Source organism: Pseudomonas sp. R11-23-07, assembly GCF_003852295.1.
Classification (GTDB): Bacteria; Pseudomonadota; Gammaproteobacteria; order Pseudomonadales; family Pseudomonadaceae; genus Aquipseudomonas.
In genome coordinates, this window is record NZ_CP027761.1 from 3,146,864 (window position 1) to 3,163,180 (window position 16,317).

The 16,317-nt window shown below is 64.1% G+C and carries 11 protein-coding genes; 2 read left to right on the forward strand and 9 right to left on the reverse strand.

Annotated elements, in window-relative coordinates; all coding sequences use genetic code 11:
• The first annotated feature begins 20 nt into the window (after nucleotides 1-20).
• The gene (mapR, locus tag C4J84_RS14300) at nucleotides 21-1,430 is read left to right on the forward strand and encodes a GntR family transcriptional regulator MpaR (protein ID WP_124370965.1); all 1,410 of its coding nucleotides are present in this window, start codon (nucleotides 21-23) and stop codon (nucleotides 1,428-1,430) included.
• Between the two features lie 165 nt (nucleotides 1,431-1,595).
• Here the strand turns inward: mapR and C4J84_RS14310 are convergent, their stop codons facing one another.
• Together C4J84_RS14310 and glsB are read right to left on the reverse strand one after the other, a co-directional pair.
• Complete coding sequence (locus tag C4J84_RS14310; RefSeq protein ID WP_124370967.1) at nucleotides 1,596-2,342, reverse strand: SDR family oxidoreductase; 747 nt, start codon at nucleotides 2,340-2,342, stop codon at nucleotides 1,596-1,598.
• Between the two features lie 120 nt (nucleotides 2,343-2,462).
• Nucleotides 2,463-3,371, reverse strand: a complete 909-nt coding sequence (gene glsB, locus C4J84_RS14315; RefSeq protein ID WP_124365164.1) for a glutaminase B — start codon at nucleotides 3,369-3,371, stop codon at nucleotides 2,463-2,465.
• A gap of 331 nt (nucleotides 3,372-3,702) precedes the next feature.
• On the opposite strand from glsB, the gene C4J84_RS14320 reads away from it, so the two are divergent.
• Nucleotides 3,703-4,785, forward strand: a complete 1,083-nt coding sequence (locus tag C4J84_RS14320; protein WP_124365165.1) for an LLM class flavin-dependent oxidoreductase — start codon at nucleotides 3,703-3,705, stop codon at nucleotides 4,783-4,785.
• Nucleotides 4,786-4,839: 54 nt separating this feature from the next.
• Here C4J84_RS14320 and uvrA read toward each other — a convergent pair whose 3' ends face one another.
• From uvrA to C4J84_RS14365, 7 genes are all read right to left on the reverse strand, one after another.
• Complete coding sequence (uvrA, locus tag C4J84_RS14325; protein WP_124370968.1) at nucleotides 4,840-7,365, reverse strand: excinuclease ABC subunit UvrA; 2,526 nt, start codon at nucleotides 7,363-7,365, stop codon at nucleotides 4,840-4,842.
• Entirely contained in the window at nucleotides 7,362-9,074 is a 1,713-nt protein-coding gene (locus C4J84_RS14330; RefSeq protein ID WP_124370969.1) for an ATP-binding protein, read from the reverse strand. Before C4J84_RS14330 ends, uvrA begins: the two co-directional genes overlap by 4 nt.
• 100 nt (nucleotides 9,075-9,174) lie before the next feature.
• Nucleotides 9,175-12,246, reverse strand: coding sequence for an error-prone DNA polymerase (locus tag C4J84_RS14335; protein WP_124370970.1), 3,072 nt, complete (start codon nucleotides 12,244-12,246; stop codon nucleotides 9,175-9,177).
• Between the two features lie 136 nt (nucleotides 12,247-12,382).
• Entirely contained in the window at nucleotides 12,383-13,798 is a 1,416-nt protein-coding gene (locus C4J84_RS14345; protein ID WP_124370972.1) for a DNA polymerase Y family protein, read from the reverse strand.
• Nucleotides 13,799-13,805: 7 nt separating this feature from the next.
• Nucleotides 13,806-14,420 carry a translesion DNA synthesis-associated protein ImuA gene (gene imuA / locus C4J84_RS14350; RefSeq protein ID WP_124370973.1) on the reverse strand — a complete coding sequence of 205 codons (615 nt, stop codon included), beginning with the start codon at nucleotides 14,418-14,420 and terminating at the stop codon, nucleotides 13,806-13,808.
• Complete coding sequence (lexA, locus tag C4J84_RS14355) at nucleotides 14,420-15,037, reverse strand: transcriptional repressor LexA (RefSeq protein ID WP_124370974.1); 618 nt, start codon at nucleotides 15,035-15,037, stop codon at nucleotides 14,420-14,422. Before lexA ends, imuA begins: the two co-directional genes overlap by 1 nt.
• A 519-nt stretch (nucleotides 15,038-15,556) precedes the next feature.
• Nucleotides 15,557-16,144, reverse strand: coding sequence for an NUDIX domain-containing protein (locus tag C4J84_RS14365; RefSeq protein ID WP_124367319.1), 588 nt, complete (start codon nucleotides 16,142-16,144; stop codon nucleotides 15,557-15,559).
• Between the last annotated feature and the right edge of the window lie 173 nt (nucleotides 16,145-16,317).

Here is a 16,317-nt window from a genome sequence, read left to right on the forward strand (position 1 = left end):
AAATCAGCACCAAGGCCCCCATGAAACGCTACGAAAAATTCGCCGAAGACATCGCAGAACTGATCCGCTCCGGCGTGCTCGGCCCCGGCCAGCGCGTGCCTTCGGTGCGTTACGCCAGCCAGACTTACGGCGTCAGCCCGTCCACGGTGTTCCAGGCCTACTACCTGCTGGAGCGCCGTGGCCTGATCCGCGCGCGACCGCGCTCCGGCTACTTCGTCAATACTCATGCGCCCAGCCCGTTTTCCGAACCGGTGGTGAGCGCGCAGGTGCACGAGAGCACCGAAGTCGATGTGAGTGAGCTGGTGTTTTCGGTGCTGGATTCGATCAAAGACCCGAACACCGTGCCCTTCGGCTCGGCCTTCCCCAGCCCGATGCTGTTCCCCTTGCCGCGCCTGGCCCGCTCCCTGGCCAGTGCCAGCCGTGCGATGGACCCGCGCCTGGTGGTCACCGACATGTCTCCCGGCAATCCGCAACTGCGCCGTCAGATTGCGCTGCGCTACATGGTCGGCGGGCTGATGCTGCCCATGGAAGAACTGCTGATCACCAACGGCGCCCTGGAAGCGCTGAACCTGTGCCTGCAGGCCGTCACCGAGCCGGGCGACCTGGTGGCGATTGAAGCCCCGGCGTTTTACGCCTGCCTGCAAGTGCTGGAGCGCCTGAAGCTCAAAGCCGTGGAAATTCCGGTGCACCCGCGCGACGGCATCGACCTTGACGCCCTGGCGCAGAGCCTTGCGCGTTACCCGATCAAAGCCTGCTGGAGCATGACCAGCTTCCAGAACCCCATGGGCGCCACGGTGCCGGAAGAAAAAAAGCGCGCCTTGGTCGAGCTACTGCGCAGCCACCAGGTGCCACTGATCGAAGATGACGTGTATGCCGAGCTGTATTACGGGCAGCATGCGCCGAAACCGGCCAAGGCTTTCGATACCGAGGGGCTGGTGCTGCACTGCGGCTCCTTTGCCAAGAGCCTGGCGCCGGGTTATCGCGTTGGCTGGGTGGCGGCTGGTCGCTTCGCGCAGAAGGTCGAGCGCTTGAAACTGATGACCTCGCTGTGCCCGTCGATGCCGGCCCAGGCCGCGATTGCCGATTACCTGCAACACGGCGGCTATGACCGGCACCTGCGCAAACTGCGCTATGCCCTGGAAGAACAGCAAAGCGCGATGCTCGCGGCGATCGGCCGTTACTTCCCGGCGCAGACCCGGGTCAGCCAACCGGCCGGCGGGTATTTCCTATGGCTGGAATTGCCGGAGCACACCGATTCATTGAAGTTGTTTCAGATGGCCCTGGCGCAAGGCATCAGCATCGCACCGGGGCCGATCTTTTCGGCAACCCGGCGCTTTCGCAACTGCATCCGGTTGAACTACGGCAGCCCGTGGACCGAAGCGTCGGAGCAGGCGATGGAGACCCTGGGCCGGATCGTACGCTCGTTTTGAGTTGCACAATGGCGCTCCGGCCAGTCAAGGCTCTTTGTAGGAGCGAGCTTGCTCGCGAAGAACGTCTAGGCAACGCATTCATTCTGAATAACCGCGGGGGCCCTGAGTTCTTCGCGAGCAAGCTCGCTCCTACAGTCGGCATGCATCGGTTGGGGAAACGCGCGATCAGCGTCCGCCGCCCAAGTCGATAAACGTGCCGGTAGCATACGAGGCCTTGTCCGACAGCAACCAGATAATCGCCTCTGCCACTTCATCCGGGCGCCCGCCACGGGCCATGGGAATGCCGGACTCCAGCTTGCTGACCCGGTCCGGGTCGCCACTGAGGGCGTGGAAGTCGGTGAAGATATAGCCGGGGCGCACCGCGTTGACGCGAATGCCCTCGCCGGCGACTTCCTTGGACAGGCCAAGGGTGAAGGTGTCGAGCGCGCCCTTGGACGCGGCATAGTCGACGTATTCCCCCGGCGAGCCCAGGCGCGCCGCCACCGAAGAGACGTTGACAATACTGCCGCCCTGCCCGCCATGCCTGGGCGACATACGCAGCAGCGCATGCTTGGCGCAGAGGATCGGGCCCAGTACGTTGGTCTTGAGGATTTTCAGGATACGGAATTCGGACATTTCATCGACCCGCGACTTATGGCCGACAGTGCCCGCATTATTCACCAGCGCCGTGACACGGCCCAGCTCGGTATCGACACGGTTGAACAGGGCGATCACTTCATCTTCGCTGCTGACGTCCGCGCGTACCGCAATTGCCTGTGCACCAAGGCCGCGCACCTGTTCCAGTACACGCTGGGCGGCGTTTTCGTCGGACTGGTAGTTGATGCAGATGCGATAGCCCTGGCGAGCGGCCAGCAAGGCTGTTTCGGCGCCAATCCCGCGACTGCCTCCGGTAATGATGACGACTCTGTCCATGTGCAGTCTCCTGACTCAACCTGATGTTTGGGGTTGAGTTGAAGAATACCCGTCACGCAGGGCTTTTGTCAGGCGCGTGCGCGTGTTGGGATCGTTCCCACGAGAAGCGTGGCAACGATATTAAAACACCGACCACCCAATCCGCTCACTCAACAATTCCAACGCCTTCATCCCCGCCAGTGAATTCCCCGCCGCGTTCAATTCCGGCGACCACACGCACACCGTAAACTGCCCCGGCACCACCGCGACAATCCCGCCGCCTACCCCGCTCTTGCCCGGTAGCCCGACCCGATAGGCAAAATTGCCGGCCTCGTCATACAGTCCACTGGTGGCCATGATCGAGTTCACCTGCTTGGTCTGGCGCGCCGTCAGAATCTGCTCGCCACTGTGGGCGCTCACGCCCTCGTTGGCCAGGAAGCTGAACGCCCTGGCCAGGTCCAGGCAGCTCATTTGCAACGCGCAGTAATTGAAGTAGCTGTGCAGCACCGCGTCCACATCGTTGTGGAAGTTACCGAAAGCCTTCATCAGGTAAGCCATGGCCGCGTTGCGCGCACCGTGCTGCGCTTCCGAATCGGCGACAACGCTGTTGACCAGAATCTGCGGGTTACCCGACAGGCGTCGTACGAAATCGCGCATCGACAGAATCGGCACGGCGAAGCGTGATTGGTTGATGTCGCAGATCACCAGCGCGCCGGCGTTGATAAACGGATTGCGCGGTCGGCCGCGTTCGAACTCCAGTTGCACCATGGAGTTGAACGGTTGCCCCGACGGTTCGTGGCCCAGGCGCTCCCAAATGGTTTCGCCGCCGTGGTCGATGGCCTGCACCAGGCTGAACACCTTGGAAATGCTTTGCACCGAGAACAGCGTGTCGGCATCACCGGCGCAGTAGGCCGCGCCGTCGTTGCCGTAGACCGCGATGCCCAACTGGTTGGCGGGCACGTCGGCCAGGGCGGGGATGTAGTCGGCGACTTTGCCGAGGCCGATCAGGGGGCGCACTTCGTCGAGGATCGACTCCAGCAGCGCCTGCATGTCTTGTCCTGTCATCTTCTTTGGATCAGTGGTGAGCGAGGCGCGGAGGATACTTCAATGGGCGCGATAGCCCCACACAATCTCCACGACCCGCTCGGCAACCATCCGATAAATCAGTATCAGCAACTCGCAGCGCCAAGTGAAAGCGTACGAGGGACCGCCGGATAAATGCAATCTACTGATAATAATAAAAACTATAATTCCATAATTTAATAATTAGGTTAGAACTAATCGGCCTTTTACAGACGCGCCCGTGCGCCCTACTTTCACGCTACGGACCGACCCCTTGCCCGGTGGAGGCTTGTTTATCGACTTCAACAAGGACCTGACCATGAGCATCGAATTCATCGGCTACATCGGCGGCCACCATGCCTCCGAAATCCACCCGCGCAGCGGCCCGACGCTGCAGCCAGACTACGTTGAGCGTGTGGCACGCGCCCATGAAGAGGCCGGCTTCGACCGCGCCCTGGTGGCGTTCCACTCCACCAGCCCGGACAGCACGCTGATTGCCGCCCATGCTGCCAGCGTGACTCAGCGCCTGAAATTCCTGATCGCCCACCGCCCAGGCTTTGCCCAACCCACCTTGGCCGCGCGCCAGTTCGCCACGCTGGATGTGTTCAACGGTGGGCGTACCGCCGTGCATATCATCACCGGCGGCGACGACCGCGAACTGCGCGCCGATGGCAGCCATATCGGCAAGGACGAGCGCTACGCGCGCACCGACGAATATTTGAGCGTGGTGCGCCAGGAATGGACGAGCGACAAGCCCTTCGACTTCGCCGGCACCTACTATCAGGTCGAAGGCGCGCACTCCACGGTGAAGTCGCCGCAACAGCCGCATATCCCGCTGTACTTCGGCGGTTCGTCGGCGGCGGCGATCGCGGTGGCGGGCAAGCATGCGGATGTGTATGCGCTGTGGGGCGAAACCTATGAGCAAGTGCGCGAGGTGGTGACCCAGGTGCGTGCCGAGGCGGCCCGGCATGGGCGTACGATTCGCTTCAGCTTGTCATTGCGCCCGATCCTGGCCGAGACCGAGGAACTGGCGTGGCAGCGGGCAGACACTATTTTGCAGCAAGCCACGGCGCTGGCCGAACAGAGCGGCTTTGTGCGGCGCGAACCGCCCAATGAGGGCTCGCGCCGATTGCTGGCGGCGGCAGCGCAAGGCTCACGGCTGGATAAGCGCCTGTGGACCGGGATTGCCGCCTTGCTCGGCGCACAGGGCAATTCCACAGCGCTGGTGGGCACGGCCGAGCAAGTCGCGCAGGCGTTGCTCGATTACTACGATCTGGGTATCACTACGTTCCTGATTCGTGGGTTCGATCCGCTCAATGACGCGATCGACTATGGCAAGGCGCTGATACCGCTGACCCGCCAGTTGGTCGCTGAGCGCGAGCGGGCCAGGCAAGTCGCTTGAGAAAAGCTGGGAGGACGTTCGCGCCTCCCACATTTCTGGCGACTAACCTGGCGACTAACTCAATCTCAATTCCCGCGCCAGGAACGGCGCCGTGCGGCTGGTTTTGCTGCTGGCAACTTTTTGCGGCGTACCACTGGCAACCACCTTGCCGCCCGCGTCCCCGGCACCCGGGCCGATGTCGATCACCCAGTCACTCTGCGCCACCACGCGCATCTCATGCTCGACCACCACCACCGTATGCCCCGCCTCGACCAATTGGTTGAGCTGGCTGAGCAAGCGGTCGACATCCCTGGGGTGCAGGCCGGTGGTGGGTTCGTCCAGCACGTACAGCGTGGCGCCCCGCGCATTGCGTTGCAGCTCGGTCGCCAGCTTGATGCGCTGCGCTTCACCGCCCGACAACTCAGTGGCCGGTTGGCCCAGGCGCAGATAGCCCAGGCCGATATCGCGCAGCACCTGCAGAGCGCGCAGCACACCCGGTTGTTCGGCAAATACGTCGACGGCCTGCTCCACCGTCAAGCCTAGCACTTGGGCGATGTTCAAGCCTTGCCATGTGATCGCCAGGGTCTCGGGGTTGTAGCGCGCACCGTGGCAGGTCGGGCATGGCGCATACACGCTGGGCATGAACAGCAATTCGACGCTGACAAAGCCCTCGCCTTCGCAGTTCGGGCAACGGCCCTTGGCCACGTTGAAGGAGAACTGCCCCGCGTCGTAACCGCGCTTCTTCGCGGCAGGCGTGGCGGCGAACAGTTTGCGCACGTTGTCGAACAGCCCGGTATAGGTCGCCAGGTTGGAACGCGGCGTACGGCCGATGGGTTTCTGGTCCACCTGCACCAGACGGCGGATATGCTCCAGCCCGGCGCTGATACGGCCCTCGCTGGCGGACGGCGCAGCGTCTTCCAGGCTGGGCTCTTCGACGTTTTCCAACACGCGCCCGAGGCCGCTGCTGACCAGTTCCAACAGCGCCTGGCTGACCAGGCTGGACTTGCCCGAACCGGAAATCCCGGTCACTGCCGTGAAGCAGCCCAGCGGGAAATCCACCGCAAGATCCTTCAAGTTATTGCGCGTCACGCCTTGCAGCTTCAGCCAGCCGCTGGGTTGACGCCGCGCCGGGTTCGCCGGGCGCGGCTCGGCAAACAGGTATTCGCGGGTCTGCGACGCGGCAATATCCGCCAACCCCGCTGGCGGGCCGCTGTACAGCACTTGCCCACCGTGTTCGCCAGCGGCCGGGCCGACGTCGATCAGCCAGTCGGCGCGGCGCATGGTTTCCAGGTCATGCTCCACCACAAACAGCGAATTGCCGGCCGCTTTCAACCGCGCCAGTGCACTGAACAAAGCCTCGCCGTCAGCCGGATGCAAGCCTGCGGACGGTTCGTCGAGCACGTAGATCACACCGAACAACTGCGAGCCCAGTTGCGTGGCCAGGCGCAAGCGCTGCAACTCTCCGGACGACAGCGTCGGCGTGCTGCGCTCCAGGGCCAGATAGCCCAGCCCCAGCTCGATCAACGTACTCACACGTTCGAGCAGGTCCGCGGCGATGCGTTGGGCGGCCAGGCGTTTTTCCACTGACAACTTCATCTTGTCCTGCCCCGCCGCCACCGGCCGCAGCAACTCGGCCAGGCGGGTCAGGGACAGTTGCGACAACTCACCGATATCCACCCCGGCAAACTTAACCGACAGCGCCGCCTTGGTCAGGCGCTTGCCCTCGCACAACGGGCAGGCACTGCCTTGCATGAACTGCGACACGCGCTTTTTCATCAGCGCACTTTGGGTGTGGGCGAAGGTGTGCAGGATGTAGCGCCGCGCGCCGCTGAAAGTGCCCTGGTAACTGGGCTCCAGCTTGCGTTTCAAGGCATCGCGGGTCTGCGCCGGGGTGAAGCCGGCGTACACCGGTACGGTGGGGGTTTCTTCGGTGAACAGGATCCAGTCGCGCTGTTTTTTCGGCAGGTCGCGCCACGGGATATCCACGTCGTAGCCCAGGGTCACGAGAATGTCGCGCAGGTTTTGCCCCTGCCAGGCCAGCGGCCAGGCTGCCACCGCGCGCTGGCGAATGGTCAGCGACGGGTCGGGCACCATCAGCGCTTCGGTCACTTCATACACGCGGCCCAGGCCATGGCATTGCGGGCATGCGCCCTGGGGCAGGTTCGGCGAAAAGTCCTCGGCATACAGCATCGCCTGCCCCGGCGGGTAACTGCCGGCGCGGGAATACAGCATGCGGATCAGGCTCGACAGAGTGGTCACACTGCCCACCGATGAGCGTGCACTCGGCGTGCCACGCTGCTGTTGCAGGGCCACGGCGGGTGGCAAGCCTTCGATGCTGTCGACATCCGGCACGCCGACCTGGTCGATCAAGCGCCGCGCATAGGGCGCCACCGACTCGAAATAGCGGCGCTGGGCCTCGGCGTAGACGGTGGAAAACGCCAGGGACGATTTGCCGGAACCGGACACGCCCGTGAACACCACCAGGGCGTCCCGGGGAATATCCACATCGACGTTACGCAAGTTGTGTTCGCGGGCGCCGCGCACCCGCACGAAGCCGGTGTGCTGGGCGGTCGGTGCGGGGGTGTTGCGTTGTGAAGTCATGGACAACCTTGTCTGGCGGTGAGAACGCTGCGCACCCGTTGCGTGAGGGCATCGGGACTGTAGGGCTTGCTCAGGAGGTGAATATCAGCGCTCAGCAGATGATTGGAGGAAAGAATGTCGCGGGTGTGGCCGGAGGTGAACAGCACCGGGATCGGCGGCACCTGCTCACGCGCCCAGTTGGCCAGGTCGATGCTCTTGATGCGGCCGGGCATCACCACGTCGGTAAAAATCAATTCCGGCTGCAGGCCGGCCTGCAGCTTAGCCATGGCCTGGTCGCCGTCTTCGGCCGTCAGCACCGTGTAGCCCGATTGTTGCAGCAGCTCCACCACGGCCAGGCGCACGCCTTCATTGTCTTCCACCACCAGGATGGTTTCCTGGCCGGTGCAAGGGCTCTCCTGGCCAATGTCCGGCTCCAGATGCTCCGGTTCCAGGCTGCGCGGGAAATACATCTGCACCACCGAACCTTTGTTTTCCTCGCTCCAGATGTCCACATGCCCGCCGCTTTGCCGGACAAAGCCAAACACCATGCTCAGCCCAAGGCCAGTGCCCTGCCCTTCGCGCTTGGTGGTAAAAAACGGCTCGAACGCACGCTTGAGCACGGTCGGCGGCATTCCAGTGCCCGTGTCGGTGACAGCCAGGCGCACGTACTCGCCGGGCTTGATGCTTTTGCCCGCGCATTCGGCCGGGTTGAGAATGATGTTTTCGCCGGTGATACGAATCACGCCCTCGCCGTGCATAGCATCGCGGGCATTGATCGCCAGGTTGAGCAGCGCGTTTTCCAGCTGGTTGCGGTCGACGTTGATGCACCAGGAATCCTGCGGCAATTGCACGTCGATATGAATGGTTTCGCCCAGCGCGCGTTGCAGCAGTTCACCGAGACCGGCGTAGATACGTTGCGGGTTGTACACCGCCGGCGACAAGGGCTGACGCCGGGCAAACGCCAGCAGTTGCGAGGACAGGGTGGCCCCGCGTTCCACCGCAGCAATCGCGGCAGAAACACGCCGCTGCACCTGCGCGTTGTCCGGCTCATGACGGGCCAGCAGGTGCAGGTTGCCGGCGATCACTTGCAGCAGGTTGTTGAAGTCGTGGGCCACGCCGCCGGTCAGGCCGCCAATCGCTTCCAGCTTCTGCGACTGGCGCAACTGCTCTTCGGCGGCGGAACGCGCCTGCACTTCGGCCGCTACGCGCTGCTCCAGATTGTGGGTCAGCTCCTGGCGCACGCGCTCGGACTGCACCAGTTCAGTGGTCTCAACCACGATCGCCAGCACCCCGGCCGGCTGCTGGTTGTCCCCGGCCACGGGGCTGTAATAGAGGTCCATCCACAAGGTTTCCGGCTTGCCGTTGCGCGACAACACCAGTTCCTTGTTGTTGAACGACAAGGTGCCGCCCGCCAGGCATGTATCCACTACATGCCGGTTGAACTCGGCCACTTCCGGCCACCCCAGTTCCACCGGCGTGCCCAGCAAGTACGGATGGCGTCCACCGGCGAACTTCGAGTAGCTGTCGTTGTAGATCATGTAACCCGCCCGCCCCCACAACATCACCATGGGTACGGGCGAGGCGAGCATCATCTGCACGGTGCAGGCCAGGCTGGTGGACCAGCGATCAATCGGGCCGAGGTCGGTCGTTGACCAGTCAAACCCGCGAATCCGCTGGGCCATTTCACCGGACCAGCCTTCACAGCCGTGGGGGTTGGATAAGAATTGCATGTTCGGGCTCTGGGCAGTGAGAGGACAGTCGCAAGTTTTGGAGCGCAGCGGCGACGGATGGTTTCATCTTGTCCAACTTAGGCCGAAGAAACCACTGGCCTCAGTGAAAATCCCGGCTGCGCACCACAATGCCGTCCAGCAGCGGCGTCAGGTCGGTCAGGCGTCCAGCGATCAAATGCCGCACCTCGCCCACCGCCTCCCAGCGCCCGTCCACCTTGAGCAGGCGCGACCCGACCAGGGCCTGGCGCTGACGTTCGGCCAGGTCGCGCCAGACCACCACATTGAGGTTGCCGAATTCATCTTCCAGGGTGACAAAGGTCACGCCGCTGGCGGTGCCCGGGCGTTGGCGCCCGGTGACCAGGCCGGCGACGCTGACATTGCGCCCATGTTCCACAGTCAGCAGCTCCTGGGAACTGCGACAGCGGCGCCTGCGCAGTTCCGCGCGCAGCAGCGTCAGGGGATGCGGCCCAAGCGTGGTGCCGAGCGTGGCGTAATCGGCGTGCAAGTCCTCGCCGACCGTGGGCTGGGGCAACGCCACCGGTGCTTCATCGGGGCTCGGCAGGCCGACAAACAGGCCCAGTTGCGTGTGCACGCCGGCCACTTCCCAGCGCGCCTGGTGGCGGTTACCGGCTAACCCGCGCAAGGCGCCGGCATCCGCCAGCAGCGCTTGGGCGCGCGCATCCAGACCGGCGCGGGCGTCGAGGTCGGCGATGTCGCTGAAGGCGCGGCGCTGGCGCACGGCCTCGATGCGCCGGCCATCTTCTTCGCGAAACCCGCTGATCATGCGCAGGCCCATGCGGATCGCCGGCTGCTGGCCGTCGATGGGTTCCAGGCTGCAATCCCAGTCACTGGCCTGCACGTCCACCGGGCGGATCTGCAGACGATGGCGGCGCGCGTCCTGCAGGATCTGGTCCGGGCTGTAGAAGCCCATCGGCCAGCTGTTGATCAGCGCGCAGGCAAAGGCCGCCGGCTCATGGCATTTGAGCCAGCTACTGGCGTAGGTCAGCAAGGCAAAACTGGCCGCGTGGGACTCGGGAAAACCATAGCTGCCAAAGCCTTTGATCTGCTCGAAAATCTGCGCGGCAAAGGCTTCGGTGTAGCCGTTTTTCAGCATGCCCTCGCGCAGGCGTTTCTGATGTGGTTCCAGGCCGCCGTGACGTTTCCAGGCGGCCATGGAGCGGCGCAACTGGTCGGCCTCGCCAGGGCTGTAGTCGGCGGCGACCATGGCGATCTGCATCACCTGCTCCTGGAACAAGGGGATGCCCAGGGTGCGCTTCAACACCACTTCCAATGCCGGCGACGGATAGGTTTCTTCCTCCTCTTTATTCCTGCGACGCAAATACGGGTGCACCATGCCGCCCTGGATCGGCCCCGGCCGCACGATGGCGACTTCGATCACCAGGTCATAGAAGGTTTGCGGCTTGAGCCTGGGCAGCATCGACATCTGCGCCCGCGATTCGATCTGGAATACGCCGATGGTGTCGGCCTTGCTGATCATCGCATAGGTGGCCGCATCCTCCTTGGGAATGCCTGCCAGGCTCAAGTCCAGGTTGCGATGGCGGCGCAGCAGATCGAAACAGCGGCGGATCGCGCTGAGCATGCCCAGGGCGAGGATATCCACCTTGAGCAGGCCGACGGCGTCGAGGTCGTCCTTGTCCCACTGAATGATGGTGCGCTCGGCCATGGCGGCGTTCTCCACCGGCACCAGGGTGTCCAGCGGCTGTTCGGAAATCACGAAGCCGCCGGGGTGCTGGGACAAATGCCGAGGAAAGCCGATCAACTGCTGGGTCAGGGTCAATACGCGGCGCAGCAGTGGGCTGTCCGGGTCGAAGCCGCTTTCGCGCAGGCGCTCCAACGGCGGCGCGTCGTCACTCCAACGTCCGCAGCATTCGGCCAATGCGTTGACCTGGTCCGCTGGCAGGCCGAGGGCCTTGGCCACATCCCGCACCGCGCCGGTCGCGTGGTAACTGCTGACCACCGCCGTCAACGCCGCACGCGTGCGGCCATAGCGCTGGAACACGTATTGCAGTACTTCTTCGCGGCGCTCGTGTTCAAAATCCACATCGATATCCGGCGGCTCGTTGCGTTCCCTGGACAGGAAACGTTCGAACAGCACGTTGCTCAGGCTCGGGTTGATTTCGGTGATACCCAGGGCAAAACACACCGCCGAGTTGGCCGCCGAGCCACGGCCCTGGCACAGGATCGAACGGCTGCGGGCAAAGCGCACAATGTCGTGCACCGTGAGGAAATAGCTTTCGTAGCCCAACTCGCTGATCAGCTCCAGCTCGGTGTTGATCTGCTTCAGGGTTTTGGCATCGATGCCGTCGGGCCAGCGCTGGTCGATGCCTTCCTTAGTGAGGGTGCGCAGCCAGGATTCGGCGTCATGGCCTGCGGGCACCAGCTCGCGTGGGTAGTGGTAACGCAACTGGCCGAGGTCGAAGCTGCAGCGCCGCGCGATGACGAGGGTTTCATCGAGCAAGGCTTGCGGGTACAGCGCGGCCAGGGCGTCGAGACTGCGCAGGTGCCGCTCGCCATTGGAATGCAAATGCAGGCCGGCTTCGGCCACCGGTACGTGATGGCGGATGGCGGTCATGGTGTCTTGCAGGGCGCGGCGCCCGCGCGCATGCATGTGCACATCACCGCAGGCGACGGCCGGGATTTTCAGGCTGGCCGCCAGCTGCAGGCGTTGCTCCAGATGGCGTGCATCGTCCTGCCCGCAGTGCAAGTGCACCGCCAGCCACAGGCGCTCGGCGAAGGTACGGCGCAGCCACTGGATGCTGGCCTGGGTGTCGCTGTCCTGCGCCACCCACAGCGCCAGCAGGCCGGGCAGCGGTTGTTCGAAGTCTTCCTGCAGCAGGCGATAGTTGCCCTTTTCGGCGCGGCGGCGGGCCAGGGTGATCAACCGGCACAGGTGCTGGTAACCGCTCAGGTTTTCCACCAGCAGCACCAGTTTCGGCCCGTTCTCGATGCGCACTTCGCTGCCGATAATCAGCGGCAACTCCAGCGCCTTCGCCGCCTGCCAGGCACGCACGATACCCGACAGGGTGCATTCGTCGGTGATCGCCAGGGCACTGTAGCCTTGGCGTTTAGCCCGCTCGAAGAGTTCCAGCGCGCTGGAGGCACCGCGCTGGAAGCTGAAGTTGGTCAGGCAATGCAGCTCGGCGTACTTCATGCCTGCCCCGCCCCTGTAGGAGCGAGCTTGCTCGCGAAGGGGGTTAACGATAACGCGGGACACCAGAATGAATGCGGTGCCCTGGAGTTTTTCGCGAGCAAGCTCGCTCCTACAGAGGGTGGCGACCTATGGGCTTTCATGCGAACCAGCCTTGCAGCCACAGGCCATCCTGTTGCCCCACCGTGCGGTAGGCCCAGCCTTGCTGGCCGGCGCGGGTCTGGATGAGGTAATAGTCGCGGCGAATATCGGCGCCATCCCACCAGCCGGATTCGATGCGCTCCGGGCCCATCAGGATCTGTACGCCCTGCTCGGCCAGCAAGGTCGGTTGGTTCAACAACCAGCCAGGGCGCCGGACCTTGCTCAAGCTCGGGCATGGGTGGTTGTCGACGGCGGCTTGCCAGGCGCATTCAGGGCGATGGTCGGCGTGAAAACGCAGACCCTGCACCGCCTCATCGCCCAGGCGCGCGCGCAGGCGTTCGCGCAACTGCTCCCAGGGCAGGGACTGTTGCGGGCGGTCGTCGAACAGGTCCTGGCGCTGCGGCACGAATACCGGCAAGTCCTGGGCCACCAGGCGAAACCCGCGCACCGGTGCAGTGACTTGCACCTGCTCCAATCGCCCCCGGGCCAGTTCGAACAGCATCGAAGGCTCGCGCTCGGCGCTCAGCAGGCCGACCTTGATCACACTGTCCGCTGCCTGAGCATGTTCCAGGTGCAGGTCGAAACGCTGCACGCCGCTGTCTCGCCCGCACAGGAAGGCGGACAGGTCGGCGGTCAACCGGCGCAAGGGAAACAGCAGCGCCTGGTGGGATTGCACATCGAAATTCAACTCGATGCGTACATCGAACTGGTCCGGCGGCTGATAGAAACCCAGGGCCAACGGCCGCTGCCCGCTCAGGGCGTCGAGTTGCTTGAGCAGACTGGCGTCAAAGCGCCGCGCCAGGGTGTGCCGGGGCAGCGCTTGCACTTGGGCCAACGTGCGCAGGCCCATGCGCGACAACGCGGTGGCGGCCTGCGGATCAATCCCGGCGCGGTCGACCGGCAGCGGCGCCAGGGCCTGCATCAAGGCGCTGTCGTCGGCCACCGCCAGGCCATCGTAACGGTTGGCCAACACCCGTGCCGCCGCCGGGTTGGGCGCGGCAACGATGCGGTGACGGAAGCCCAGCTCGGTCAACTCTTTGCGCAAACGCGCCTCGAACTGCGGCCAGGGCCCGAACAGGCCCAGGCTCGACTCGATCTCGAACAGCAAGGCGCGTGGGTAATACACGCTGACCTGGGAACTGAAGCGGTAGGCCCAGGCGGCGAGAAACTGCTGCCAGCGCTCGATTTCCAGCGGGTCGTACTCGGCACAGGCGAAGGTCTTGGCCAGCGCATGCGCCGCCGTCAGCGACTGGCCGGGGCGCAACCCCAGGGCGCGGGCGGCGGCATTGACGGTTTGCAGCACGCGCCGCTGCGGCGTACCGGCCAGCAGTGCCAGCGGTTGGTCGGGCTCGGGATGGGCCCGCAGCACCCCGTCCAGCGCCAATTGCGGGAAGACAATACAGACCCAGCGCATGGCAACCTCAATGCCCCGCCAGGGCAATCGGCGCCGGGTGGGCCAGGCCGCCCCGGCATTTGAGCACGCGCACTTGCGCAGGCCTTGCCTCGACCGCCAGGCGCAAGGCGGCCGGCGATGGGTTGATCGCTTCACTCAAGGCGCGCCAGGCAAACGCCAGGGTCTGCCCGGTTTCGGCGGCCACCTGCAAACGGCGCAAGGCACGGTCATCAGCCTTGCGCGGCCAGCACAACACCGCGCCACAACTGCCGGAGCGCAGGCATTGCTCCACCGCCCACAGCGCGTCACGCTCCTGGGCCTGGATCACCGCGAGCTGGCCCACATCCACCCCGGCGTTCTGCCAGGCATGGGGATACGGCGTGTAGGGCGGTGCCACCAGCACAATACGTTCGCCCATCGCCGACAAGCGCGCCAGGGTTGGCAGCACCAGTTGCAGCTCGCCCACACCGTCCTTGGCCATCAGGATTTCACTCAAGGCCGCCTCCGGCCAGCCGCCGCTGGGCAGCACCGCATCCAGCGCCGCAAGCCCGGTGGGATGCACACTGGCCGGTGGCGCGGCGGGCCGGCCCTTCCAGACTCGCCCGCCATTGAACAGCGAGTCCAGGGCAACCACGGCGCCCATCAGCCTTGCCTCACCAGGCCGCAGAACACCCCTTCGATGGCCAGGTCCTGATCGGCCCCGACCACGATGGGTTGATACGCCGGGTTGCGCGGCAGCAGGCGCACCTTGTCGCCATGGCGCTCGAAACGCTTGATGGTGACTTCACCGTCCAGGCGCGCCACCACAATTTGCCCGTTCAAGGCCTCGGCACTGCGCCGCACGCCCACCAGGTCGCCATCGAGAATGCCGTCTTCGATCATCGAATCGCCCTGCACGCGCAGCAGGTAGTCCGGGGTCCTGGCGAAGGTGGCGGGGTCGAGCTGCAGGCGATTGTGCACTTCGGCATCCGCGCCGATGGGCAGGCCTGCGGCTACACGGCCGAGCACCGGGATGTCCAGCCATTCCGGGCGCGGCGGTTGGTTGAGCAGGCGAATACCCCGGGCCTGGTTGGGGTTGACCTCGATAAAGCCGGCTTCGGTCAGGGCCACCACATGCTTGCGGGCGACGCTGCGCGAGGCAAAGCCGAACGCCTCGGCGATCTCGGCGAGGCTCGGGGGCTGACCTTGCTGCGCGATGCGCTCGCGGATGAAGGTCAGGATGGCGGTACGGCGGGGGGTCAGGGTCGTCATGGAGTACATTTGTACTCTTGTGGGAAATTTCTGACAATAGCCGTCAGTCGGGGCTGGGGATTGACTTGGAAATCAGAAGCAAAGCACGCCGACCTTGAGCAAACTCGGTCCAAATGTGGGAGGGGGCTTGCCCCCGATGTCGCAGTGTCAGTCATGCACTTTTAACTGACCCACCGCTATCGGGGCATAGGTATCTACACAACTTTGTAGCAGCCTACGGTAACCACGATGCGAAGCGAGTCGCTCTTGATCTTGATCTCAGGCGCCCCGTTAAACCACGCTGGCCGGTCGACAGTGATTGGGGGCCCGCCGTCAGGGCCGAACCCTAAGCCGCCGTTACCGTAGCAACGGATATGTACTCGCTCTTATCCAACATCCTGGTCGGCTGACAGGCCGCCATCGGGGGCAAGCCCCCTCCCACATTTGGAACGCGGGGCATCAGTTAGAGAGGCTTCGGCTCCCGAGCCGCCACAGGTTCGTCAGTCGGCAGTTATCCCTCCCACCTTTTGATCTTCATGCTTGATCGAGCTACCACCGCTCTTTCAACATTCGCAGTTCCAAATGCTGCAGCAGCATGATGGTCTTGCCATCCACGATTTCCCCACTGGCCACCATCTCCAGCGCCTGCTCGAACCCCAGCTCCAGCACTTCGATATCCTCGCCCTCCTCCGCCAGGCCGCCGCCAGCCCCAACCCGGTCGCCCGGTTGGTATTCACCAATAAAAAAGTGAATCCGCTCGGTCACCGACCCCGGGCTCATGAACGCCGCATAGATTTTCTCGACATGCCCCACGCGGTAGCCGGTTTCTTCCTCGGCCTCCAGGCGAATGCGCTCTTCGGGGCTGGCGTTGTCAAGCAACCCGGCCGCCGCTTCGATCAGGTAGCCGGCGTAATCGTTGACAAACGTGGGCATGCGGAACTGGCGGATCAGCAGCACCGTGCGCTGCTCGCGGTTGTACAACAGGATGGTCGCACCGTTGCCCCGATCGTACACCTCGCGGGTCTGGGCTTGCCAACTGCCGTCACGGCGGCGCAGCTCGAAGCTGTATTTCTTCAGGAGGTACCAGTTGTCCGAAAGGGTTTCTTCGGCGGTGATGCGCACGGGGCTGTTGTCCATGGTCGGGCCTTTGCTCAAAGAAACGGAGCATCGCGTGCAGGTCATGCAGCGTCAAGCCGGTCGCCCCGCTGCATCGCTGCAACACTTTGCAAGCAATCCTGGGTCACGGCCGTCGCATTAATTTCTCCCCCGCCCGGGCCATCTGGTACAACCCGTGCTTCGCCCTTTGTAAT

Excerpts from the sequence above, each read along its gene's own strand:
- C4J84_RS14365 (WP_124367319.1), bottom strand. The coding sequence starts at position 16,144 with ATGGACAACAGCCCCGTGCGCATCACCGCCGAAGAAACCCTTTCGGAC.
- C4J84_RS14330 (WP_124370969.1), bottom strand. The coding sequence starts at position 9,074 with ATGCAATTCTTATCCAACCCCCACGGCTGTGAAGGCTGGTCCGGTGAA.
- imuA (WP_124370973.1), bottom strand. The coding sequence starts at position 14,420 with ATGGGCGCCGTGGTTGCCCTGGACTCGCTGTTCAATGGCGGGCGAGTC.
- C4J84_RS14310 (WP_124370967.1), bottom strand. The coding sequence starts at position 2,342 with ATGGACAGAGTCGTCATCATTACCGGAGGCAGTCGCGGGATTGGCGCC.
- C4J84_RS14335 (WP_124370970.1), bottom strand. The coding sequence starts at position 12,246 with ATGAAGTACGCCGAGCTGCATTGCCTGACCAACTTCAGCTTCCAGCGC.
- C4J84_RS14320 (WP_124365165.1), top strand. The coding sequence starts at position 3,703 with ATGAGCATCGAATTCATCGGCTACATCGGCGGCCACCATGCCTCCGAA.
- lexA (WP_124370974.1), bottom strand. The coding sequence starts at position 15,037 with ATGTACTCCATGACGACCCTGACCCCCCGCCGTACCGCCATCCTGACC.
- uvrA (WP_124370968.1), bottom strand. The coding sequence starts at position 7,365 with ATGACTTCACAACGCAACACCCCCGCACCGACCGCCCAGCACACCGGC.
- glsB (WP_124365164.1), bottom strand. The coding sequence starts at position 3,371 with ATGCAGGCGCTGCTGGAGTCGATCCTCGACGAAGTGCGCCCCCTGATC.
- C4J84_RS14345 (WP_124370972.1), bottom strand. The coding sequence starts at position 13,798 with ATGCGCTGGGTCTGTATTGTCTTCCCGCAATTGGCGCTGGACGGGGTG.
- mapR (WP_124370965.1), top strand. The coding sequence starts at position 21 with ATGAAACGCTACGAAAAATTCGCCGAAGACATCGCAGAACTGATCCGC.